Here is an 18,471-nt window from a genome sequence, read left to right as displayed (position 1 = left end):
AACTTTTATTTATCCCACTACTAACTACTTTATGTTATCTATTAAATATCTTTATCGTGTAACCGCTTAGGGAATAGCTCCGTATACACTTGCCAAAGAGTATTAATGTTTCTATGCCCTGTTACTTGCGCTACTTCATCAATGCTGTAACCCTTTTCAAATAACCGGCTAGCCCCTTCACGCCTTAAATCATGATAGCGTAAATCATCAATACCCAATTCATTTCTAACCCGCTGAAACCCTGCAGCAACTGACCTTTCATTAAAAGGAAATATCCGCGCATCATTACGTGGTTGTTTTTGTAATATTTCCCACGCCCCACCCAGCAAAGGCACTAACATGTGATTACCAGCTTTTTTACGTGGGTCTTTACGGTCACGCACAATCACTGCTTTTTGGGCTTCATCAACATCATCCCATCTTATACGGCATACCTCACCAACTCGCATGCAGCTTAAAATAGAAAAATCGAGTAAATCGACATAAGGGATATGGGCCATTCGTTGGCTGCTTCGCTCCTGCAATCCCACTTTTAACTTTTCAATCTCAACTGCAGTCGGCCTGCGCGAACGCCGTGCTGATTTGGCAATGAGATTTTGATTATAGAGTGCATCATAAGCATCAATCACCGCCCTTTGGGAGACCTCATAACTAAAATTAGACTTAGCGATTTTTAGTAACCAGCGGATAACACTCACATCGATGTTGATTGTTGCAGGCCCTGTGCCAGATTCTTTTCTACTTTGACAATGCTCAATCACATCTTGAGGCTTTAGTTTATCAATTCTGACTTTGGCGATATCACAGTCACCCAGTAAACGAATACAAAAACGTTTAGATCGACCAATAGTGCTATCGATATTTTGGTCAGCCAATGTTTTATCGATTATCTCACCAAGAGTAGGGAGCACCGTTTCATCTTGCTCAAAGCCGTCTTTTTCAATTTCAACAATTCGCTCTTTGCCCCAAGCCTCAGCTGGCAACCTTTTGGTAAAAGTTCTTTGCTCCGTGTATAATACGATGCCTTTTTTCTTAACACGGATTAAGCAGCGATACTTACTTGTGCCGTCAGCTTTATCACGTTTTTGAATACTGTAAGACGCCATTGTTGAGGTTCCCCGTTACCATAGTCCAATCTATTATGGTTCCCTATAGGTTCCCCGCGCAACTAAAAATGCTCAAAAACGTGTAAAAATAACCCAAAATGTGAGAACAATGAATTTATCAAATATAGACTCAAAGCAAGATACACCAAGGGTTGAGCTAGATAGAACGTTTAGCATAGCACCTATGCTAGATTGGACTGATCGCCATTATCGCTACTTTGCGCGTTTAATGTCGGCTAAGGCATTGCTGTACACTGAAATGGTGACAACAGGGGCAATATTGCACGGCAAGGGCGATTATTTAGCTTACAACACTGAAGAGCATCCATTAGCGTTGCAACTTGGTGGCTCTAATCCTGTTGATTTGGCTGCGTGTACTAAGTTAGCTGCAGAGCGTGGTTATGATGAGGTTAACCTCAATGTGGGGTGTCCGTCAGATCGGGTCCAAAATGGTCGTTTTGGCGCCTGTTTGATGGCTGAGCCTGAGCTTGTTGCCCAGTGTGTCGATGCAATGAAGCAAGTCACTGATATTCCTATTACGGTTAAAACCCGCATTGGCATTGATGAGCAAGACAGTTATCAATTTTTAACCGACTTTATTGAGACCGTCAATGCAAAAGGCTGTACTGCATTTACTATCCATGCGCGCAAGGCTTGGTTGCAAGGGTTAAGCCCAAAAGAAAACCGTGAGATCCCGCCGTTGGATTATGATCGCGTTTATCAATTAAAGCGTGATTACCCACAGCTGAATATCAGTATTAATGGCGGCATTAAAACCCTAGAAGAAGCCAAGTTACATTTAGCGCCGTTAGATGGCGTGATGGTAGGGCGTGAGGCGTATCAAAACCCTTATATTTTGGCGCAAGTCGACCAGCAATTGTGCGGTATTGATAGCCCTATTATTACTCGTGAGCAAGTCATTGAGCAAATGCTGCCTTATATCGAAGCGCATTTAGCTCAAGGCGGTCGTTTAAATCATATTACTCGTCATATTATCGGTTTGTTCCAAGGCTTACCGGGTTCACGCGGCTGGCGTCGCCATTTAAGTGAAAATGCCCACAAACCCAATGCTGATATTAATGTGGTGCTAAAAGCGGCAGAGTTTGTGGATGCTCAAGCACTTGCTGAGTCCCAGGCTTAATACCCTTAATATTTATTGTCAGTTAGCCTTTCAAAGCGCCTTTATCTAGGCGCTTTTTGATTTCCCACTCGATAAACTTTGCTTTTGCTTTCCTGTTGAATAAACGTACTAGTCATTTTAACCAATCTGATGGTTATTTTTACTACCTGTTGGTTTTTTGTACGTAGAGCATACTTGTTCATAACGGTGTGAATACTTATTTAATCCTTACTAATCAATATCTTTTGTTGTTACTTGAAAGTTGGCACGCAGCTTGTAATACCCATGGTGTAATCAACTAGACGGGTGTTTAGTTGCCATCAACCAACACAAGAAAGGATGCCACCATGTTTACATTAACTTCAAAAATCGTTCGTCGTACTGTTCAATTATCTGTTGCTGCTGCGGTACTGGTTACTGCGAGTGTTTCTGCACAAGCTGATGAGATTTCGCTAAGCAACACGCTAAATTCAATTGAGCAAAATATGACTCAAGCTAGCCAAGAAATGATTTCAACTGCTAAGCAAGAGTTTATGTTGTCGTTACAGACTCAAATTGCTGAGCAGGTTTATGAGGTCAATTCAAGTTTAGCGCAAGTGGTGTTAACTGAACCAGAAGAGCCAAAAACAGCAATTGCAGCCCAAGCTACTGAGAACAAGTAATGGATTGGGCGTTGAATATAGGCTTGGTGTTGCCGTTAATGTCGTTGTTGTTATTGCCAGTGATCAGCTTTGCACTGTGTGCAGCGTTAGCGAGTTGGCTGTTATGGCCCAGCATTAATGACCAAGCTTAATAGATTAGCTAGCGGCGGTGAGATATCACTTATTTAGTGTCAGCCAATTATGAATTATTCAGATGGTTACACATTACAGGAGAACAAAATATGAATCGTTTAATCAGTCGCTTACAAGATGAAGCACGGATTGTATGTGGTGTATCGGCTAATTTAGCCAAGCAATACGGTTGGTCGTTGTTATGGACGCGTATTGTTACCATTGGCTTAGTGATCACTAATCCGAGTATCAGTTTAGCGGCGTATTTTATTGTTGCGGTTGTAATGAGTCAAAAAACGTCACGTTTTTAATGCTCATCCCGTCGTCAGCTATTGGGATGAGCCCGAATGTCAGTGATGACTATTTTTTTAAAAAAGCTTTAAAGCGTTGTTTAGCTTCATCACTTTGTAAACGCTTAGCAAATTGCACCAGTTCTAATTTCATTTGGGCTTTAACTTGAGCCTGATTATGACGTAATAGTTGTTTTGATGCCTGCATAGACAAAGGTGGCTGAGCCGCCAATTTTTTTGCTTGCGCTAGACTGAAGCTAATAAGCTCCTCTGGGGCAACCACACGATTAATCAAATTTAACTGCGAAGCAGTCTCAGCATCAAAGGCATCACCTAATAAAATCAACTCGGCAGCTTTATGTTGGCCAACAATAGACGGTAACAATATGCTTGATGCCGCTTCAGGTACTAAGGCTAAATTGACAAAAGGCATTTGGAATTTGGCTTTATTGTCGGCATAAACTAAGTCGCAATGGAGCAATAAGGTTGTGCCAATCCCTACCGCAGCACCCGTTACGGCAGCCACCACAGGTTTTTTTAGATCTAATAAACAAAACAAGAATTTAACCGTTGGGTGGTTATCATCTAGTGCGCCACTTTGTAAAAAGTCTACGATATCATTGCCAGAGGTAAAGCAGTCGTCAGTACCATGAAACATAAAGGCGCGAATGTCATTGTCGGCTTCACCTTGGATCAGGTATTCTGTGAGTTGTTGATACATTTCTAGATTAAAAGCATTACGCTTTTCTGGACGATTAAAACTGATGATACGTACGCCTTGATCATCTCTTACCTGAATATGACTCATTCGTAACTTCCTATAGTGAATGCGAGTGGTTTACATGGAGTTTAAGACATTGAAAGCAATATTCAAACACCTGTTTAACTTTTTAGTGTTATCATCGTTATCATTCGCGGCAACGGCAAACGTTATTTTAGTTGACGGTTATGTCAGAGCAATGCCTGCGAGTGTGCCTAATACTGCGGCTTATTTTACATTAGAAAACCATACTGCTCATGCAGTTACACTCGTTGAGGTTAACACTGCCGTAGCGAAAGAAGCGCAGCTACACACGATAATTGAAGAAAACGGCATGGTTAAAATGCGTCAAGTTGCAGGGTTTTCAATTCCGTCACACGGAAAGCTAACCCTACAACCGACAGGCGACCATGTCATGTTATTGTCTTTAACCGCACCATTAGTGGTTGATGATAAAGTACCTTTAGAGTTAATTTTTGAAGATGGTCAGCAACTTATGATTGAGTTACCTGTGTTAAAACAGGCAGCCTCTCAAGACGGCGAACAAGCAGACCATCATCACCATCATTAAGGAGTGATATTGATGCAAGTTACTAGGAATAAAATTTTAGGCGTGGTTGGGGTACTTTTTTTAGTGCTTTATATTATTAGTGTGTGGTGGAGTATTGAGCCAGACCCAATAAAGCCTGTTTCTGCGCAAACCGATAACTCCAAAAAAATTATTGGTTATAGCACCACCAGTTCATTAATTCTGACCATGGAAACCCTGCTGGATAAACCCGGTGGATGGTTATCAAATGATGTTATGCCACCTTCATTAATGATGGATAACATGCCGGCCTTTGAGTTTGGTGCGTTAGAGCAAGTGCGCGATTTAGCCTTAATTATGCGTAAAGAGTTTAGTCGCTCACAATCGCAGTCTACTGCTGATAATGACTTACTTGCCGCGCATTCAAAGTTAAATATCGAAAACACCAGCTGGTTAGTGCCAAGTGCTGAAGGTGAATATCGCGAAGCGATCAAATTACTGAAACTTTATCGTGCTAAAATTAGCGACGCTAACAACAATAATGCACAATTCTATGCCCGTGCCGATAACCTGAACGAATGGCTTAAAGAAGTTCAAAAGCGTTTAGGCAGTATGTCACAGCGTTTATCTGCCAGTGTTGGTCAAGATCGTTTAAACACGGATTTAGCTGGTGATAGCTCTGCACGTCAATCAACACCCGGTTTATCAAGTAGTGAAATTAAAACCAGCTGGTGGGAAATTGATGATGTGTTTTATGAAAGCCGTGGCTCTGCTTGGGCATTATTGAACTTCATGCGCGCCATTGAAGTTGATTTTGCTGATGTATTAGAAAAGAAAAATGCAGAAGTGAGCTTACGTCAAATTATTCGTGAGCTTGAGGCCACTCAACAAACGGTTTGGAGCCCTATCGTGCTTAACGGCAACGGTTTTGGTTTAGTGGCTAATCACTCGCTGGTGATGGCTAATTATATATCGCGTGCTAATGCTGCGGTAATTGATTTAACTAACTTACTTTCTCAAGGATAATGATGAAAAAGACTCTTCTTGCCACCGCTGTAGTGGGTTTATTAAGCATGTCATCAGCTCATGCGGCAACTGTTGTGGGTTTTAAAGTAGGCGCTGATTATTGGCAAGCCGACACGACGAACTCATTTAATGATGATTCGGGCGTGAGCCACAATTTTGATAATGATGATTCACAAGGCAGTGTTTGGATTGCGATTGAACATCCGCTGCCGTTTGTACCTAATCTAAAAATTCGTGAAAACCGTTTAGAATCGAGTGCTGGGTTGTCTAATGTAGATTTTACCTTTAATGGTAATGCATTCAGTGGCGATGTTTCAGTAACAAACAATCTCAATAATACTGACTTTGTATTGTATTATGAAATTTTAGACAATGATTTGGTGTCAGTTGATTTAGGTGCGGCATACAAGCAAATGGACGGCTCAGTTCGTGTGTCTGATGCGGGGCACCCTGAAGAAATTAATATCGACAGTGGGATCATCATGGGTTATGCCAACGCGCAAGTTGGTATGGTTGGGTTAGGCTTGTTTGGCTTTGCTGACGTACTGTTAGGCGTTGATGAGTCAAACGTGTATGACTACAGTGTGGGTTTAGGCTGGCAGTTTGAAAGCTTAGCTGTTGATACCTTAGTCCGTGTTGGTTACCGCGATTTTAATTTTGACGTGAGTCACTTTTCAGGTGTGTCGCAAAACACTCAGTTTAAAGGTGCTTTTGCCGGTATTGAATTACGTTTTTAAGTTGAAATGCAACACATAAAAAACCGCCAGCTGGCGGTTTTTTTATGTGTTGCATTTATGACGTTACACGAAGATTACTCTGTAATCAGTCCGTTGTTAATCGAAATAATGTCATCTTCGCTCAATGTTCCAGCGGCCTGTTTAAGCGCTAGGATTGAGTTAATGTAACCATAACGCGCTTCAGACAACTGACGCTTTGAATCGTATAAGGTACTTGTGCTATCGAGTACATCAACGATGGTACGAGTACCCACTTCAAATCCCGCTTGAGTGGCTTTTAGCGCACTCTCTGATGAAACAACAGATTGCTCGTATGCTCTGATAGAGCTAATCGATGCGGTCACGTTGTTGAAGTTATTACGGACATTTTTAGCGACACTACGGTGCGTTTGTTCTAGTTTTTCACTGGCTTCAACATAAGCAAATTGTGCTTGCTTAACTTGTGAAGTCACTGCAAAACCTTCAAATAATGGAATGCTTAATGTCACACCAATATTGGTGTTGTCATAATCAGGGCCAGGAGTTTGATCCATACCTTTGTTATAACCCGCATTAAAGTTTAAAGACGGCATGTGACCAGCTTTGTACAAGCTGATAGTCTCATTGGCAATATCTTTAGCGATACGTTGAGTCATTAAATCAATGCTGTTGGACTCAGCCATCTTCAACCATTCCGCTGAAGATGTTGGCGCTGGAGAGCCCGCAGAGAAACGGTTGGTATCTAGTACATTGATTGACTTGTGGTCGATACCGGTAATTTCACGTAATGCTTCGTAGCTGTTGTCTAGGGTGTTTTGCGCTAGGATCTCAAGCGCTGAGGCTAGGTCATATTGTGCTTGAGCTTCGTGTACATCAGTAATTGCTGTTAAGCCTACCGCAAAGCGTTGTTTGGTTTGTTCAAGTTGACGTTCAATCGCCGCTTTTTCAGCACCCTGGAACTCAAAATTATCTTTAGCGGTTAATACATCAAAGTATGCGCTTGTGACACGAGTAATCAGTGCTTGTAATGTAGAAGCATATGCAGAATCTGCTTGCGATGCTGCCATTTCAGCAAGACTTAATCCCACCCAGGCGCTATGATCGTATATTACCTGATTCAGGCTTACACCACCGGTTATGCCATCGGTGTCATCAGCAGGATCATTCCACGCTTTTGCATAACCCACATTAGCACTAACGGTCGGTAGTAATGGTGCGCGGTTTTCTTCAATGCTTTCATACAATGCATCGCGTTGAGCTTTAGCTTGTAAAACGATAGGGTCGCTAGTCAGCGCCTGCTGATAAATTTCTAATAAATCGTCAGCTTGTGCTGCTGGTGCCGCTATAGCAAATGCTAATGCTGCGTATAATGAACCAATTTTGAATTTCATTTGCTGCCCTTATAGACAATGCCTCATATGTATAGAGGTGTTATAAATATGATTAATTTGGTCATGCAATATGGTTAAGATCAGGGTAGATAAGTGAAATCGTCTTAACGTTGCAATCTGTTGGCGCCCATAGCGCTGTATATTAAAAATACTTCAAAATACTTCACAATACTTTATAAGCATTGTGCACTATTTTTATATCTACCGTGTACATTAAATAGTATTGATTTTTTCATTTTCAAGTCAAATTTGAAGTGTAACAGATTTTATTTTATTTAAAGTGTTTTGTGAACGTTTGGCACCAGTCGTTTAGTTATTAATTATGCTCGGGGTTTATGTTCTTTCAGTGGGATTTTTGTCTCGAACACAATTTAACCCTCAAAGTTCAATAATCCCTCATTAACCTGATAAAATGCTCTTTTAGTGCGTGATTTTATCGACAAGGAAAAATATGTCTGACTCTTCAAATTTATCGTTTTTTGATGCCGATTCTGATTTTAAGCTGTTATCTAAAAAAGTATTGTACCAAGGTTTTTTTCGGTTAGACGAGTACAAGTTTAAACATAAATTGTTCAAAGGCGGCTGGAGCGGTGAGGTAACCCGTGAAGTGTTTGAACGAGGTAGTGCCGTTGTGGTATTACCCTATGATCCTATTCGCGACGAAGTTGTATTAATTGAGCAAATACGTGTACCAGCATTAGCGAGTACTAAATCAATCTGGCTTCTTGAGCTAGTGGCAGGTATGATTGAGCCCGGCGAATCGCCAGAGCAAGTGGCTACGCGTGAATTAGCCGAAGAAGCAGGGTTAAGCTTACAAAGTTTAACCCCTATAAACAGTTATTTAGTTAGCCCTGGTGGGACTACCGAGCGCTTTTTTCTGTTTTTGGGGCAAGTCGATGCAACGCAGGCATCCGGTATTCATGGGTTGGACCATGAAAATGAAGATATACGTGTCCATGTGGTTAGCCGTCAACAAGCCTACGACTGGGTTAATAGTGGGCGCATAGACAATGCTTCAACTGTGTTAGGTATTCAGTGGTTAATGCTGAACTACCAAACCATCCGCGACACACTTTAAAAGATTAAGCATATAGGTTTACAGATAGGAACGTTTGGGTGACAGAGTTTAACCACAATAAAAAGCAAAAATATCAACCGAATGTCAGTGCTTTTTTGGCTGTTTGCGGTCGAAATTACGCACATATTTTAAAATGGTTGCCCGACCAATTCACTGTCAATGAACCTTGGCATGTTAAAGGCGAGTTTGGCACCTTGCTGGTTAATCTTATCGAAAACACCAAATACACTCAGTTGATTGAAATTTCTCGTCCTATAGCAAATGGACATTTTTTTAAATCTCCAAAAGCCGTGGTGCGCATTTATCACGACGCTCAATTGGCAGAAGTGTTAACTAGCCAACAGATTTACCGATTAAAGCCAGTGTATGATTATCCTAATATACATATGCATCATAGCGATGAAAAATTCCAAGTGAATGCATTTCTTGAAGAATTATTGAAAATTGGAGCAAGGAAAATACCTTGCCAGTCGTAATTTATTTATTGTTTATACTGTTAGGAATCATTAGTGCTTAAAGACACAGTGCATTATTCTGTTGCTGAAAGTGAACCAGTGCGATTAGTCCAAGTGACTGATCCGCATCTTTTTGCCGATCCTGAAGGTCAGTTGCTCGGTGTTAATACCACACAAAGCTTGCAAGCCGTCCTTAATACGTTTAGTGCAACTCAATACCCCGCAGATATTTTATTGGCCACTGGCGATATCAGCCAAGATTACTCGCCTGAGTCTTATCAACATTTTGTTGATAAAATTGAGGCGCTTGATTTACCGTGCCATTACTTACCCGGTAATCATGACGACCCACGCTTAATGGCTGTGCGCATGCAAGGCGAGCATGTTTTTGGTCAACAGATTATTGATATTGGGCTTTGGTTAATCTTAATGCTTGACTCCACTGTGCGAGGCAAGCCTGGCGGATACTTAGGCGAAAAACAATTTGCCTTAATTGATGCCGCAGTAAAAGCCTATCCTGATAAGCACGTATTATTAGTGATGCATCACAATCCTATTTTAATGCAATGCGCCTGGCTAGATCAGCATTGCATGGCTAATGGCGAAGACTTTTTAGCTCGTACCAGTCGCTATCCTCAAGTGAAAGGGATCTTGTGGGGACATGTGCATCAACAAGTTGATAAATTGCACCCAGGGCCACATGGTGATATTCCATTACTGGCAACACCATCGACCTGCATACAATTTAAGCCTCTTTCATCTTATTTTGCTTTAGATACAGTACAACCCGGTTATCGTTTGCTGGAGTTGAATGGCGATGGTAGCATTCGTACTAATGTTTACCGGGTACCAGGGAATCGCTTTTCACCAGATAATGAAGCGAGCGGGTACTGATTTAACCGACTCGCGAGGAAATATGCTGCTTTATATACATGGTTTTAACAGTTCGCCCCAGTCTGATAAGGCTGTGCAAACCGCTCAGTATATTAACCAGCATTATCCACACGTTGATTTTCACCAACCTCAGTTACCTTCTTCGCCGCATACAGCTATGTCGTTATTATGCGAGATTACCGAGCGGGCAAAGCAACAAGGTCAAACATTACGCTTTATAGGTTCATCTTTAGGTGGTTATTTTGCCAGCTATTTGGCTGAAACTTATGGTGGGAAAGCTGTTTTGGTTAATCCGGCAGTAAAACCATTCGAATTATTTGAAGAGTTTATCGGGCCTCAATATAATCCCTATACTAACGAGCATTACCAAGTGTTACCACAACACCGACTAGACGTTGCCCATTTTGACACGCAGGTTATCAGTCACCCAGATCGTTTTTTGGTGCTGTTGCAAACTGGTGACGAAGTGTTAGATTATCGACAAGCATTACATAAATATCATAGCTGTGAATTACATTTAGAGCCCAATGGTGACCATAGTTTTGTCGGCTACGAACAACAATTAGATAAAATTTGTAATTTTATTCAGCTGTAACGATTTTGCGTTATAAAATAACGATTAATTTGAGCTAACTTTGGCTCCATTTAACTCCAGATGTGTGGACTATGACCAACCAATATACTTCAGATGCGATTGAGGTCCTTAACGGACTTGACCCGGTAAAGCGCCGCCCTGGTATGTATACCGATACCACCCGACCAAACCACCTTGGGCAAGAAGTAATTGATAACAGCGTCGATGAGGCGTTGGCAGGCCATGCCACTAAAATAGACGTTATCCTACATGCCGATAATTCACTTGAAGTCACCGACGATGGCCGTGGTATGCCGGTGGATATTCACCCTGAAGAAGGCATTCCTGGGGTTGAGTTAATTTTAACGAAACTGCATGCTGGTGGTAAATTCTCCAACAAAAACTATCAGTTTTCGGGTGGCTTGCACGGCGTGGGGATTTCAGTTGTGAATGCCTTGTCAACGCGTGTTGAAATTACGGTGCGCCGTGATGCTCAAGTGTACGACATGGCCTTTGAGAACGGCTTTAAAGTTGAAAGCTTAAATGTAACCGGTACATGTGGCCGCCGTAATACCGGCACTCGAGTACATTTCTGGCCAGATGTTAGTTACTTTGACTCACCTAATTTTTCGGTAAGTAAGCTTATTTATTTACTGCGTGCTAAAGCGGTATTGTGCCCAGGCTTGCGCATTAAATTTACCAACAAACATACCAATGAAGTACACGAATGGTTCTATGAAAGCGGCCTAACTGACTATTTGCAAGAAGCAGTTAAAAACTCGTTAATGTTGCCAGAAGAGCCTTTTGTCGGAAGTTTTAAAAGCGACTTAGAGGCTGCTGATTGGGCGATTACTTGGTTGCCTGAAGGCGGTGAAAGCCTCAATGAAAGCTACGTTAACTTAATCCCGACGCCACTAGGTGGAACTCACGTTAATGGTTTTAGGCAGGGCTTACTTGAGTCTATGCGTGAATTTTGTGAATTTCGTAACTTAGTGCCCCGCGGCATCAAATTATCTCCTGAAGACATTTGGGATCGTGCAGCATTTATTTTGTCGATAAAAATGCAAGACCCACAATTCGCCGGACAAACCAAAGAAAAACTTTCTAGCCGTCAAAGCTCTGCTTTTGTTTCTGGTATTGTCCGAGATGCCTTTTCACTTTGGTTGAACTCTAATACTGAACTGGCTGAACAATTAGCAGAGCTGTGTATTAATAATGCCCAGCGGCGCTTAAAAGCAGCGAAGAAAATTGCCCGCAAAAAAGTTGTATCAGGCCCAGCATTACCCGGTAAGTTAACCGATTGCAGTGGCCAAGACCCAATGCGAGGAGAGTTATTTTTAGTCGAAGGTGACTCTGCTGGTGGTAGTGCGAAACAAGCTCGCGATCGCGAATTTCAGGCGATTATGCCGCTTAGAGGTAAGATTTTAAATACCTGGGAAGTTGATGCTTCGCAGGTTCTTGGCTCGCAAGAAGTGCATAATATTTCGATTGCGATTGGTTGCGACCCTGATAGTGAAGATATATCGGAGCTGCGTTATGGCAAAATTTGTATTTTGGCCGATGCAGACTCCGACGGACTGCATATTGCCACTTTATTGTGTGCGCTCTTTTTGAAGCATTACCGAGTGTTAGTGGAAAAAGGTCATGTGTATATTGCTATGCCACCATTGTTCCGCATTGATATCGGTAAAGAAGTTTTTTACGCGTTAGATGAAGCAGAAAAAACCGGTATTTTGGATCGTTTAGTTGCCGAAAAGAAAAAAGGCAAAGTGCAAGTCACTCGATTTAAAGGGCTAGGTGAAATGAACCCTTTGCAGCTACGTGAAACAACAATGGACCCTAATACTCGACGTTTAGTGCAATTAACCATTGATGATGCCGAAGAAACTGTGTCGTTAATGGACATGCTGCTTGCTAAAAAACGCGCGTCAGATCGAAAAGACTGGCTAGAAACAAAAGGCGATCTTGCGTTACTTTAAGCATTTATATTACCGTCAAGCATTATGAATATAAGGCAAAAATTAATTAATCATGCAGTATTCTAGATTTCGATCTTATTTCAATCTTGGCGGTAAGTTCGCATGCGCAGGACTGATGCTATTAGGATTGTTACCAACATCATCCGTATTTGCGGCTCAATCAGTGATGATCACCGTCACCAAAGGTTTTGGGCTTAGTTTGTTTGCCTCAGATTTGGGCGACATTAAACAAATGACATTGGGAGACGATGGCACTTTGTTTGTAGGATCGCAAAAAAGTGGGACTGTCTATGCTTTGGTCGACAGCGATCAAAATGGCCAAGTCGACAAACGTTATTTAATTGCACGAGGCCTTGAATACCCAGAAGCGTTGGCATTTCATGATGGTGCGTTATATGTCACCGAAGAAGACCGTATTATCCGTTTTGACGAGATAGAGTCGCGCTTGCGCCGACCTGGTCGTGCCCGTGAAGTGTATTCAAACTTACCCAACTTAGATAAAAAACACTCTCGCTCAATGCGTTTTGGCCCAGATGACCGTTTATATGTGTCCATCGGCTCGCCCTGTAACGTGTGTGAAGCGGCTTCGCCCTTTGGCAGCATTATTGCCATTGATGTCGATAGCGGTGCCAGTGAGCAAATTGCCTTAGGGCTTCGCAGTGTCACCGGTTTTGACTGGTCGCCAGAAACCAATAAATTGTGGTTTGCCGATTTAGGCCGTAATTGGATGGGCGACAATATCCCCGCTGATGAGATTAATCGTGTTGAGGTAAAAGGCAGCCATTATGGGTTTCCTTATTTACACGGTAGCGATGTTGTGGAGCCAGCATATGACAAACCTAAAAATTTAAATGTGATAGTGCCTGAGTATGAATTGCCTGCCCATGTTGCGCCTACCGGCCTCAGTTTTTATCGTGGCGAGCAATTTCCAGAGCGTTATCGCAACCAAATCTTTGTCGCCGAAAATGGTTCATGGAACCGCTCAAGTAAAGTGGGCTATCAAATCGTGATGCTCGAAATTGAAGATGACAAAGTCAATAAACGTGAAACTGTGGTGAGTTTTTTAGATGGAGAATTTCCCGTAGCCCGTCCATTTGACGTGATCAATGCCCCAGATGGCTCAATGTACATATCAGATGACTTAAAAGGTAATATTTACCGCCTGTTTTATAACGCAGACGAACAATCACAGGAATCTAACTAAATGAGTGATTCGATTGAATTAAGCCTAGATGGCGTAGAGCAAATGCCACTGCGGCGCTTTACCGAAGAGGCTTATTTAAATTATTCAATGTACGTCATTATGGACCGTGCCTTACCGCATATTGGTGATGGTTTAAAACCGGTACAACGCCGTATTATTTACGCTATGAGCGAGCTGGGTCTTTCGGCGCAATCTAAACATAAAAAATCAGCCCGTACAGTCGGTGACGTATTAGGTAAATACCATCCACATGGTGACAGTGCATGTTATGAAGCCATGGTGTTAATGGCGCAGCCATTTTCGTATCGCTATCCACTTGTTGACGGACAAGGTAACTGGGGAGCACCAGATGACCCTAAATCTTTCGCGGCAATGCGTTATACCGAAGCAAGATTATCTAAATTCTCTGAAGTTTTATTGTCCGAGTTAGGCCAAGGTACAGTGGAATGGGGCGCCAACTTTGACGGCACCATGAAAGAACCTAAAACCTTACCTGCAAGATTACCGCATATTTTATTGAACGGTATTACCGGTATTGCGGTTGGTATGGCAACCGATATTCCGCCGCATAACGTCCGCGAATTAGTGTCGGCTTGTGTCGAGTTAATTGATAATCCTAAAACAGAATTAAACCGCTTGATGGAGTTAGTGCCAGGCCCTGACTACCCAACAGAAGCTGAAATTATTACCCCTCGCGCAGACATTGAAAAGATTTATGCCAGCGGTAAAGGCTCGATTAAGATGCGCGCTGTGTATAGCGAAGAGCACGGTGAAATCGTGATTACGTCTCTGCCGCATCAAGCTAGTTGCGGTAAAATTTTAGAGCAAATAGCCAACCAGATGCAGGCTAAAAAGCTGCCGATGGTGTCAGACTTACGTGATGAGTCAGATCATGAAAACCCTGTTCGCTTGGTGATAGTACCTCGCTCAAACCGCATTGACTGTGAGCAGTTAATGACGCACTTGTTTGCCACAACAGACTTAGAGAAAAGTTTTAGAGTTAATTTAAACGTACTGGGTTTAGATGGGCGTCCACAAGTTAAAGGCCTAAAAACCCTATTAACTGAATGGTTAGAGTACCGGGTAAGCACGGTGACTCGTCGTTTACAGTATCGTTTAGACAAAGTGTTAGCGCGGTTACATATTTTAGAAGCGTTGATGGTCGCGTTTTTAAACATTGACGAAGTGATTGAGATTATTCGTTTTCATGACGAGCCTAAAGCGGAGCTAATGGCGCGCTTTAATTTGTCAGATAAACAAGCTGAAGCAATTTTAGAGTTAAAATTACGTCACCTTGCTAAGCTCGAAGAATTTAAGATTAAAACCGAGCAAGATGAGTTAGCCGCAGAACGTGACAAACTTGAATTGTTATTAAGCTCAGATCGTCGCTTAAAAACCTTAGTCAAAAAAGAACTCATTCAAGACGGTCAAACCTATGGTGATGACCGCCGCTCACCGATTATTGAGCGTATTGATGCTAAAGCATTAACAGAACAAGAGCTTACTCCTGCCGAATCTGTCACCGTGGTGTTATCTGATAAAGGCTGGGTACGCTGTGCTAAAGGCCATGATATCGATGTAGAAAGTTTGTCGTATAAGGCTGGCGATAATTACTTATGCAGTGCCATGGGTAAGAGCAACCAAGCGGCGGTATTTATTGACTCAACAGGCCGTGCATTTGCCACCGACAGTCATACTTTACCTTCAGCCCGTAGCCAAGGAGAACCGATTACCACGCGCTTTAATATGGCACCGGGTGCGACTATGCAGCATGTCTTAATGGGCAACGATGAGCAGTTTTTCTTATTAGCAACCGATGCCGGCTATGGTTTTATTTGCGCATACCCAGATATGGTCAGCCGCAACAAAGCGGGTAAAGCATTACTGACATTACCCACCAATGCTTTGGCATTAGTGCCTAAACGAATCAATAAGCAAGCTCAGCAATCATTATTAGCCATTACCTCAGAAGGGCGGATGTTGATGTTTAGCGTTGATGCGCTACCGCAATTATCTAAAGGTAAAGGTAATAAGATTATAGGTATTCCAACTGAACGGGCTAAAAGTCGTGAAGAGGTGCTGCTGCATCTTAATGTAGTGCCACAAGATGCGGCAGTGACCTTGTGGGCTGGTAAGCGTAAGCTAACCTTGAAACCAAGCGATTTAGAGCATTACCGAGGCGAACGTGGCCGTCGTGGCGCTAAATTGCCTAGAGGTTTACAACGTGTTGATAGCGTTGATGTTGAGATGGGCGCTATTGTCGACGATAGCGTCGACGAGACACCAGATAACCTCGTTTAAGCTAAATTGTATAAACAAAAATGCTGCTCATTGAGCAGCATTTTTTATGGTTTAAATATTTACGATGAAGATGGTAAATAAAGGAGGCGGATAAGCAGGCAATATTATTCGGCTGAAACAGGGTTAATCAATAACCCATTTTAAATGAAAGCGGCTTATATACGGCGTAAGAATTAAGCCACTTCGTAAAAGTTTGGTTCATAATCAAGCTGTGTTTGAATAATTTGATTGGCCATACGTGCGCACTTGCCACATTGATCTGCTACGCCTAAACGTTTTTTTACATCAGCCAATGAACTGTCGCCTAAGCTCACAGCGGCTTTGATTTGAGAATCAGTAATGGCATGACAAAGACAAACGTACATAAAGAAAGCCTCTTAGCTCAAAGTTTCAATGCTCTAGAAAGTAATCTAATTCTAAATGAAAACGGTTATCATTGGCAATTACTTTTTTTGAGTATATTGATCATTTTTAATACGTTTTGATCTGAGTCTCATTATTAACCAAGCTCAACAGCCAGTAAAATGGGCTTAATGATGCAGTTCTAATACCCTTGATTTGGGTCAACCACAAAGTGTAAAGGCAAAGATTGATGCCATAATAAATAATTTTGGCTAAAAATATCAACCACTTGAGCCGGTGAGCTCGGAGCTGCAATATGGGGTGTGATGATGACATTAGGCAAATGCCACAGCGGATGTTCAGCAGCCAGAGGCTCCTGGTCAAACACATCTAATATTGCCTGGCGTTGAGGGCATTGTGTTAATTCGTGCTGTAAAGCGCCAAGCTCAATTGCATTACCTCGGCCAATATTAAATAACATTGCTGTTGGCTTAAGCAGTGCAAGGGTTGTGCTATTCAGTAAATGTGTTGTTTGTACAGTATTGGGCAATACACTGACAACCACATCTGCAGCAGGCAAGTGCGTTGATATATTGTCGATGCTATCAAGTTGATTAAAGGGCCCAACAACGCTGCCACGCTTATTTAAGCCGGTTACCTTCATACCAAAATGGCGCGCGGTACTGGCAATATGTTGGGCAATTGAACCCGTTCCCAAAATCAACATATTTAGCCCTTGCAGACTGCTAAATGATTTGGGTTGCCACTGTTGCTGTGTTTGTTGCTGTTGATACTGTACATGGTGGCGATAATGACTGAGCAAATAACCAAAGACATACTCACTCATTAATGGGCCAAATACCCCACGAATATTGGTTAATGTATAGTCATGGTTTAGCTGTGGAGGCATTAATGCATCAACACCAGAGTAAGTTGACTGTAACCATTTCAGTTGTGTACGGTTTTTCTTAGCCTGGATTGGTGGGGTTAAATAAGGTACGGCTAAATGGGGATCTGCCAGCCATATATCAGCGTGTTGAACACTTTGTTGCGTGTTGTCATTCTCATCCAAAATCGTCAAATCTGGCAGTTGTTTACTGGCTAATAATTGACGATATTGTTGATTATTATTAGTCAATAACAGCAGTTTATGGCTCATAACGTTACAGATACCTTATGGTATTAATCAAACCAGGTTAGCAGGGGGGCTGACACAGGTAAAGCGGCAGCGGCTATGGCTTTATCTGGATAATTGCTGAAAATCCCGTCTACGCCTATCGCTTTGAGCGTATTAATATCCTCTGCATTATCGACAGTATATACATACACTTTTGCGCCGCGCTGATGGGCATCATCAACGATTGCTTGGCTAATAAATGCCGCATCAAGATGAAGAGAATAAGCATGTAAATCGCTTACCACTTTAGCTAAGTCAGTGGGTATACCACCTAATAATGGTGCAATAACCACTTGGGGTAGTTGTTGTTTTATTTGCGCTAAATATAAGTGATTAAACGATGATATCAGTAACTGTTGTGCGGTAAAGTTTAACGATGACAGGAGCTGCGGATACATGTCGATAAATGGCTCTACGCAGCCGACGCCTTTGAGTTCGATGTTAACAATGCAATCACCATTGCTGATGCAATCAATATGAGTCAGCACTTCCCATAGGCTGGGTATCGACTCTCCACCGACAGTGACTTTGCATAAGTCTGCTTTAGTGCTGAGATGAATTAAGCCATAACCGTTGGATTTGCCCTCTAGGCGGCGATCATGAAAAACCACCAACTCGCCTTCAACACAATGTACGTCAATCTCAATGGCTTTAGCCCCTAATTCGAGCGCTTTATCCATTGCGGCTAATGTGTTTTCAGGTACGTTACCGCTAGCTCCACGGTGAGCAAAAACCAGCATAATAATTCCTTAATTC

Annotated in this window: 20 protein-coding genes; 14 read left to right on the top strand and 6 right to left on the bottom strand. The window is 42.2% G+C overall.

Translation table 11 applies throughout. The annotated features are described in order from the left end of the window. Positions 1–41: 41 nt before the first annotated feature. Entirely contained in the window at positions 42–1,106 is a 1,065-nt protein-coding gene (locus IEY42_RS00745; RefSeq protein ID WP_188923474.1) for a tyrosine-type recombinase/integrase, read from the bottom strand. A 109-nt stretch (positions 1,107–1,215) separates the two neighbouring features. Between IEY42_RS00745 and dusA the strand changes: the two genes are divergently transcribed. The 4 genes from dusA (at position 1,216) to IEY42_RS00730 (ending at position 3,310) form a co-directional block, all read left to right on the top strand. Continuing rightward, on the top strand, positions 1,216–2,247 hold the full coding sequence (gene dusA / locus IEY42_RS00740) for a tRNA dihydrouridine(20/20a) synthase DusA (protein WP_188923473.1): 1,032 nt from the start codon (positions 1,216–1,218) through the stop codon (positions 2,245–2,247). Between the two features lie 326 nt (positions 2,248–2,573). Further along, positions 2,574–2,888, top strand: coding sequence for a hypothetical protein (locus IEY42_RS00735; protein ID WP_188923472.1), 315 nt, complete (start codon positions 2,574–2,576; stop codon positions 2,886–2,888). Beyond that, complete coding sequence (locus IEY42_RS22545) at positions 2,888–3,019, top strand: hypothetical protein (RefSeq protein ID WP_268244258.1); 132 nt, start codon at positions 2,888–2,890, stop codon at positions 3,017–3,019. The genes IEY42_RS00735 and IEY42_RS22545 overlap by 1 nt, the downstream gene beginning before the upstream one ends. 90 nt (positions 3,020–3,109) lie before the next feature. Further along, positions 3,110–3,310, top strand: a complete 201-nt coding sequence (locus tag IEY42_RS00730; protein WP_188923471.1) for a PspC domain-containing protein — start codon at positions 3,110–3,112, stop codon at positions 3,308–3,310. A 49-nt stretch (positions 3,311–3,359) separates the two neighbouring features. On the opposite strand, the gene IEY42_RS00725 is transcribed toward IEY42_RS00730, so the two are convergent. Beyond that, positions 3,360–4,097, bottom strand: a complete 738-nt coding sequence (locus tag IEY42_RS00725; RefSeq protein WP_188923470.1) for an enoyl-CoA hydratase-related protein — start codon at positions 4,095–4,097, stop codon at positions 3,360–3,362. 34 nt (positions 4,098–4,131) lie between these two features. Here IEY42_RS00725 and IEY42_RS00720 point away from each other — a divergent pair, with 34 nt between their 5' ends. The 3 genes from IEY42_RS00720 to IEY42_RS00710 are packed head-to-tail and all read left to right on the top strand — an operon-like array spanning position 4,132 to position 6,341. Next, positions 4,132–4,620, top strand: a complete 489-nt coding sequence (locus IEY42_RS00720; RefSeq protein WP_188923469.1) for a copper chaperone PCu(A)C — start codon at positions 4,132–4,134, stop codon at positions 4,618–4,620. Positions 4,621–4,632: 12 nt separating this feature from the next. After that, positions 4,633–5,604 carry a DUF2333 family protein gene (locus IEY42_RS00715; protein ID WP_188923468.1) on the top strand — a complete coding sequence of 324 codons (972 nt, stop codon included), beginning with the start codon at positions 4,633–4,635 and terminating at the stop codon, positions 5,602–5,604. 2 nt (positions 5,605–5,606) lie between these two features. Next, positions 5,607–6,341 carry a TIGR04219 family outer membrane beta-barrel protein gene (locus tag IEY42_RS00710; protein ID WP_188923467.1) on the top strand — a complete coding sequence of 245 codons (735 nt, stop codon included), beginning with the start codon at positions 5,607–5,609 and terminating at the stop codon, positions 6,339–6,341. A 74-nt stretch (positions 6,342–6,415) separates the two neighbouring features. On the opposite strand, the gene tolC is transcribed toward IEY42_RS00710, so the two are convergent. Beyond that, positions 6,416–7,711, bottom strand: coding sequence for an outer membrane channel protein TolC (tolC, locus tag IEY42_RS00705; RefSeq protein WP_188923466.1), 1,296 nt, complete (start codon positions 7,709–7,711; stop codon positions 6,416–6,418). A gap of 451 nt (positions 7,712–8,162) precedes the next feature. On the opposite strand from tolC, the gene nudF reads away from it, so the two are divergent. From nudF to parC, 7 genes are all read left to right on the top strand, one after another. Next, a complete protein-coding gene (gene nudF / locus IEY42_RS00700; RefSeq protein ID WP_188923465.1) occupies positions 8,163–8,789 on the top strand; it encodes an ADP-ribose diphosphatase in 627 nt (208 codons plus the stop codon). A gap of 38 nt (positions 8,790–8,827) precedes the next feature. After that, on the top strand, positions 8,828–9,265 hold the full coding sequence (locus IEY42_RS00695) for a DUF1249 domain-containing protein (protein WP_188923464.1): 438 nt from the start codon (positions 8,828–8,830) through the stop codon (positions 9,263–9,265). Positions 9,266–9,298: 33 nt separating this feature from the next. Further along, positions 9,299–10,138: a 3',5'-cyclic-AMP phosphodiesterase gene (cpdA, locus tag IEY42_RS00690; RefSeq protein WP_188923463.1), complete on the top strand. Its 840-nt coding sequence runs from the start codon at positions 9,299–9,301 to the stop codon at positions 10,136–10,138. 22 nt (positions 10,139–10,160) lie between these two features. Continuing rightward, a complete protein-coding gene (locus IEY42_RS00685) occupies positions 10,161–10,733 on the top strand; it encodes a YqiA/YcfP family alpha/beta fold hydrolase (RefSeq protein ID WP_188923462.1) in 573 nt (190 codons plus the stop codon). A 71-nt stretch (positions 10,734–10,804) separates the two neighbouring features. Further along, positions 10,805–12,691, top strand: coding sequence for a DNA topoisomerase IV subunit B (gene parE, locus IEY42_RS00680; RefSeq protein ID WP_188923461.1), 1,887 nt, complete (start codon positions 10,805–10,807; stop codon positions 12,689–12,691). A gap of 52 nt (positions 12,692–12,743) precedes the next feature. Beyond that, positions 12,744–13,895, top strand: a complete 1,152-nt coding sequence (locus IEY42_RS00675) for a PQQ-dependent sugar dehydrogenase (RefSeq protein ID WP_188923460.1) — start codon at positions 12,744–12,746, stop codon at positions 13,893–13,895. Then, a complete protein-coding gene (gene parC, locus IEY42_RS00670; RefSeq protein ID WP_188923459.1) occupies positions 13,896–16,196 on the top strand; it encodes a DNA topoisomerase IV subunit A in 2,301 nt (766 codons plus the stop codon). Positions 16,197–16,369: 173 nt separating this feature from the next. On the opposite strand, the gene IEY42_RS00665 is transcribed toward parC, so the two are convergent. From IEY42_RS00665 to IEY42_RS00655, 3 genes are all read right to left on the bottom strand, one after another. Next, positions 16,370–16,561, bottom strand: a complete 192-nt coding sequence (locus IEY42_RS00665) for a bacterioferritin-associated ferredoxin (RefSeq protein WP_188923458.1) — start codon at positions 16,559–16,561, stop codon at positions 16,370–16,372. A 179-nt stretch (positions 16,562–16,740) separates the two neighbouring features. Continuing rightward, positions 16,741–17,697 (bottom strand): D-2-hydroxyacid dehydrogenase, encoded by a 957-nt coding sequence (locus IEY42_RS00660; RefSeq protein ID WP_188923457.1) that lies wholly within the window; start codon positions 17,695–17,697, stop codon positions 16,741–16,743. A 23-nt stretch (positions 17,698–17,720) separates the two neighbouring features. Continuing rightward, positions 17,721–18,455, bottom strand: coding sequence for a glycerophosphodiester phosphodiesterase (locus tag IEY42_RS00655; protein WP_188923456.1), 735 nt, complete (start codon positions 18,453–18,455; stop codon positions 17,721–17,723). Between the last annotated feature and the right edge of the window lie 16 nt (positions 18,456–18,471).

Source organism: Shewanella algicola (genome assembly GCF_014648035.1).
GTDB classification, from domain to species: domain Bacteria; phylum Pseudomonadota; class Gammaproteobacteria; order Enterobacterales; family Shewanellaceae; genus Shewanella; species Shewanella algicola.
Note: the sequence above shows the minus strand (reverse complement) of the source record. Positions and strands in the feature narration are given on the sequence as shown.

What these genes read in the sequence shown, in the direction of transcription:
- IEY42_RS00745 (WP_188923474.1), bottom strand. Translation starts at nt 1,106, where the DNA reads ATGGCGTCTTACAGTATTCAAAAACGTGATAAAGCTGACGGCACAAGT.
- dusA (WP_188923473.1), top strand. Translation starts at nt 1,216, where the DNA reads ATGAATTTATCAAATATAGACTCAAAGCAAGATACACCAAGGGTTGAG.
- IEY42_RS00735 (WP_188923472.1), top strand. Translation starts at nt 2,574, where the DNA reads ATGTTTACATTAACTTCAAAAATCGTTCGTCGTACTGTTCAATTATCT.
- IEY42_RS22545 (WP_268244258.1), top strand. Translation starts at nt 2,888, where the DNA reads ATGGATTGGGCGTTGAATATAGGCTTGGTGTTGCCGTTAATGTCGTTG.
- IEY42_RS00730 (WP_188923471.1), top strand. Translation starts at nt 3,110, where the DNA reads ATGAATCGTTTAATCAGTCGCTTACAAGATGAAGCACGGATTGTATGT.
- IEY42_RS00725 (WP_188923470.1), bottom strand. Translation starts at nt 4,097, where the DNA reads ATGAGTCATATTCAGGTAAGAGATGATCAAGGCGTACGTATCATCAGT.
- IEY42_RS00720 (WP_188923469.1), top strand. Translation starts at nt 4,132, where the DNA reads ATGGAGTTTAAGACATTGAAAGCAATATTCAAACACCTGTTTAACTTT.
- IEY42_RS00715 (WP_188923468.1), top strand. Translation starts at nt 4,633, where the DNA reads ATGCAAGTTACTAGGAATAAAATTTTAGGCGTGGTTGGGGTACTTTTT.
- IEY42_RS00710 (WP_188923467.1), top strand. Translation starts at nt 5,607, where the DNA reads ATGAAAAAGACTCTTCTTGCCACCGCTGTAGTGGGTTTATTAAGCATG.
- tolC (WP_188923466.1), bottom strand. Translation starts at nt 7,711, where the DNA reads ATGAAATTCAAAATTGGTTCATTATACGCAGCATTAGCATTTGCTATA.
- nudF (WP_188923465.1), top strand. Translation starts at nt 8,163, where the DNA reads ATGTCTGACTCTTCAAATTTATCGTTTTTTGATGCCGATTCTGATTTT.
- IEY42_RS00685 (WP_188923462.1), top strand. Translation starts at nt 10,161, where the DNA reads ATGCTGCTTTATATACATGGTTTTAACAGTTCGCCCCAGTCTGATAAG.
- parE (WP_188923461.1), top strand. Translation starts at nt 10,805, where the DNA reads ATGACCAACCAATATACTTCAGATGCGATTGAGGTCCTTAACGGACTT.
- IEY42_RS00675 (WP_188923460.1), top strand. Translation starts at nt 12,744, where the DNA reads ATGCAGTATTCTAGATTTCGATCTTATTTCAATCTTGGCGGTAAGTTC.
- parC (WP_188923459.1), top strand. Translation starts at nt 13,896, where the DNA reads ATGAGTGATTCGATTGAATTAAGCCTAGATGGCGTAGAGCAAATGCCA.
- IEY42_RS00665 (WP_188923458.1), bottom strand. Translation starts at nt 16,561, where the DNA reads ATGTACGTTTGTCTTTGTCATGCCATTACTGATTCTCAAATCAAAGCC.
- IEY42_RS00660 (WP_188923457.1), bottom strand. Translation starts at nt 17,697, where the DNA reads ATGAGCCATAAACTGCTGTTATTGACTAATAATAATCAACAATATCGT.
- IEY42_RS00655 (WP_188923456.1), bottom strand. Translation starts at nt 18,455, where the DNA reads ATGCTGGTTTTTGCTCACCGTGGAGCTAGCGGTAACGTACCTGAAAAC.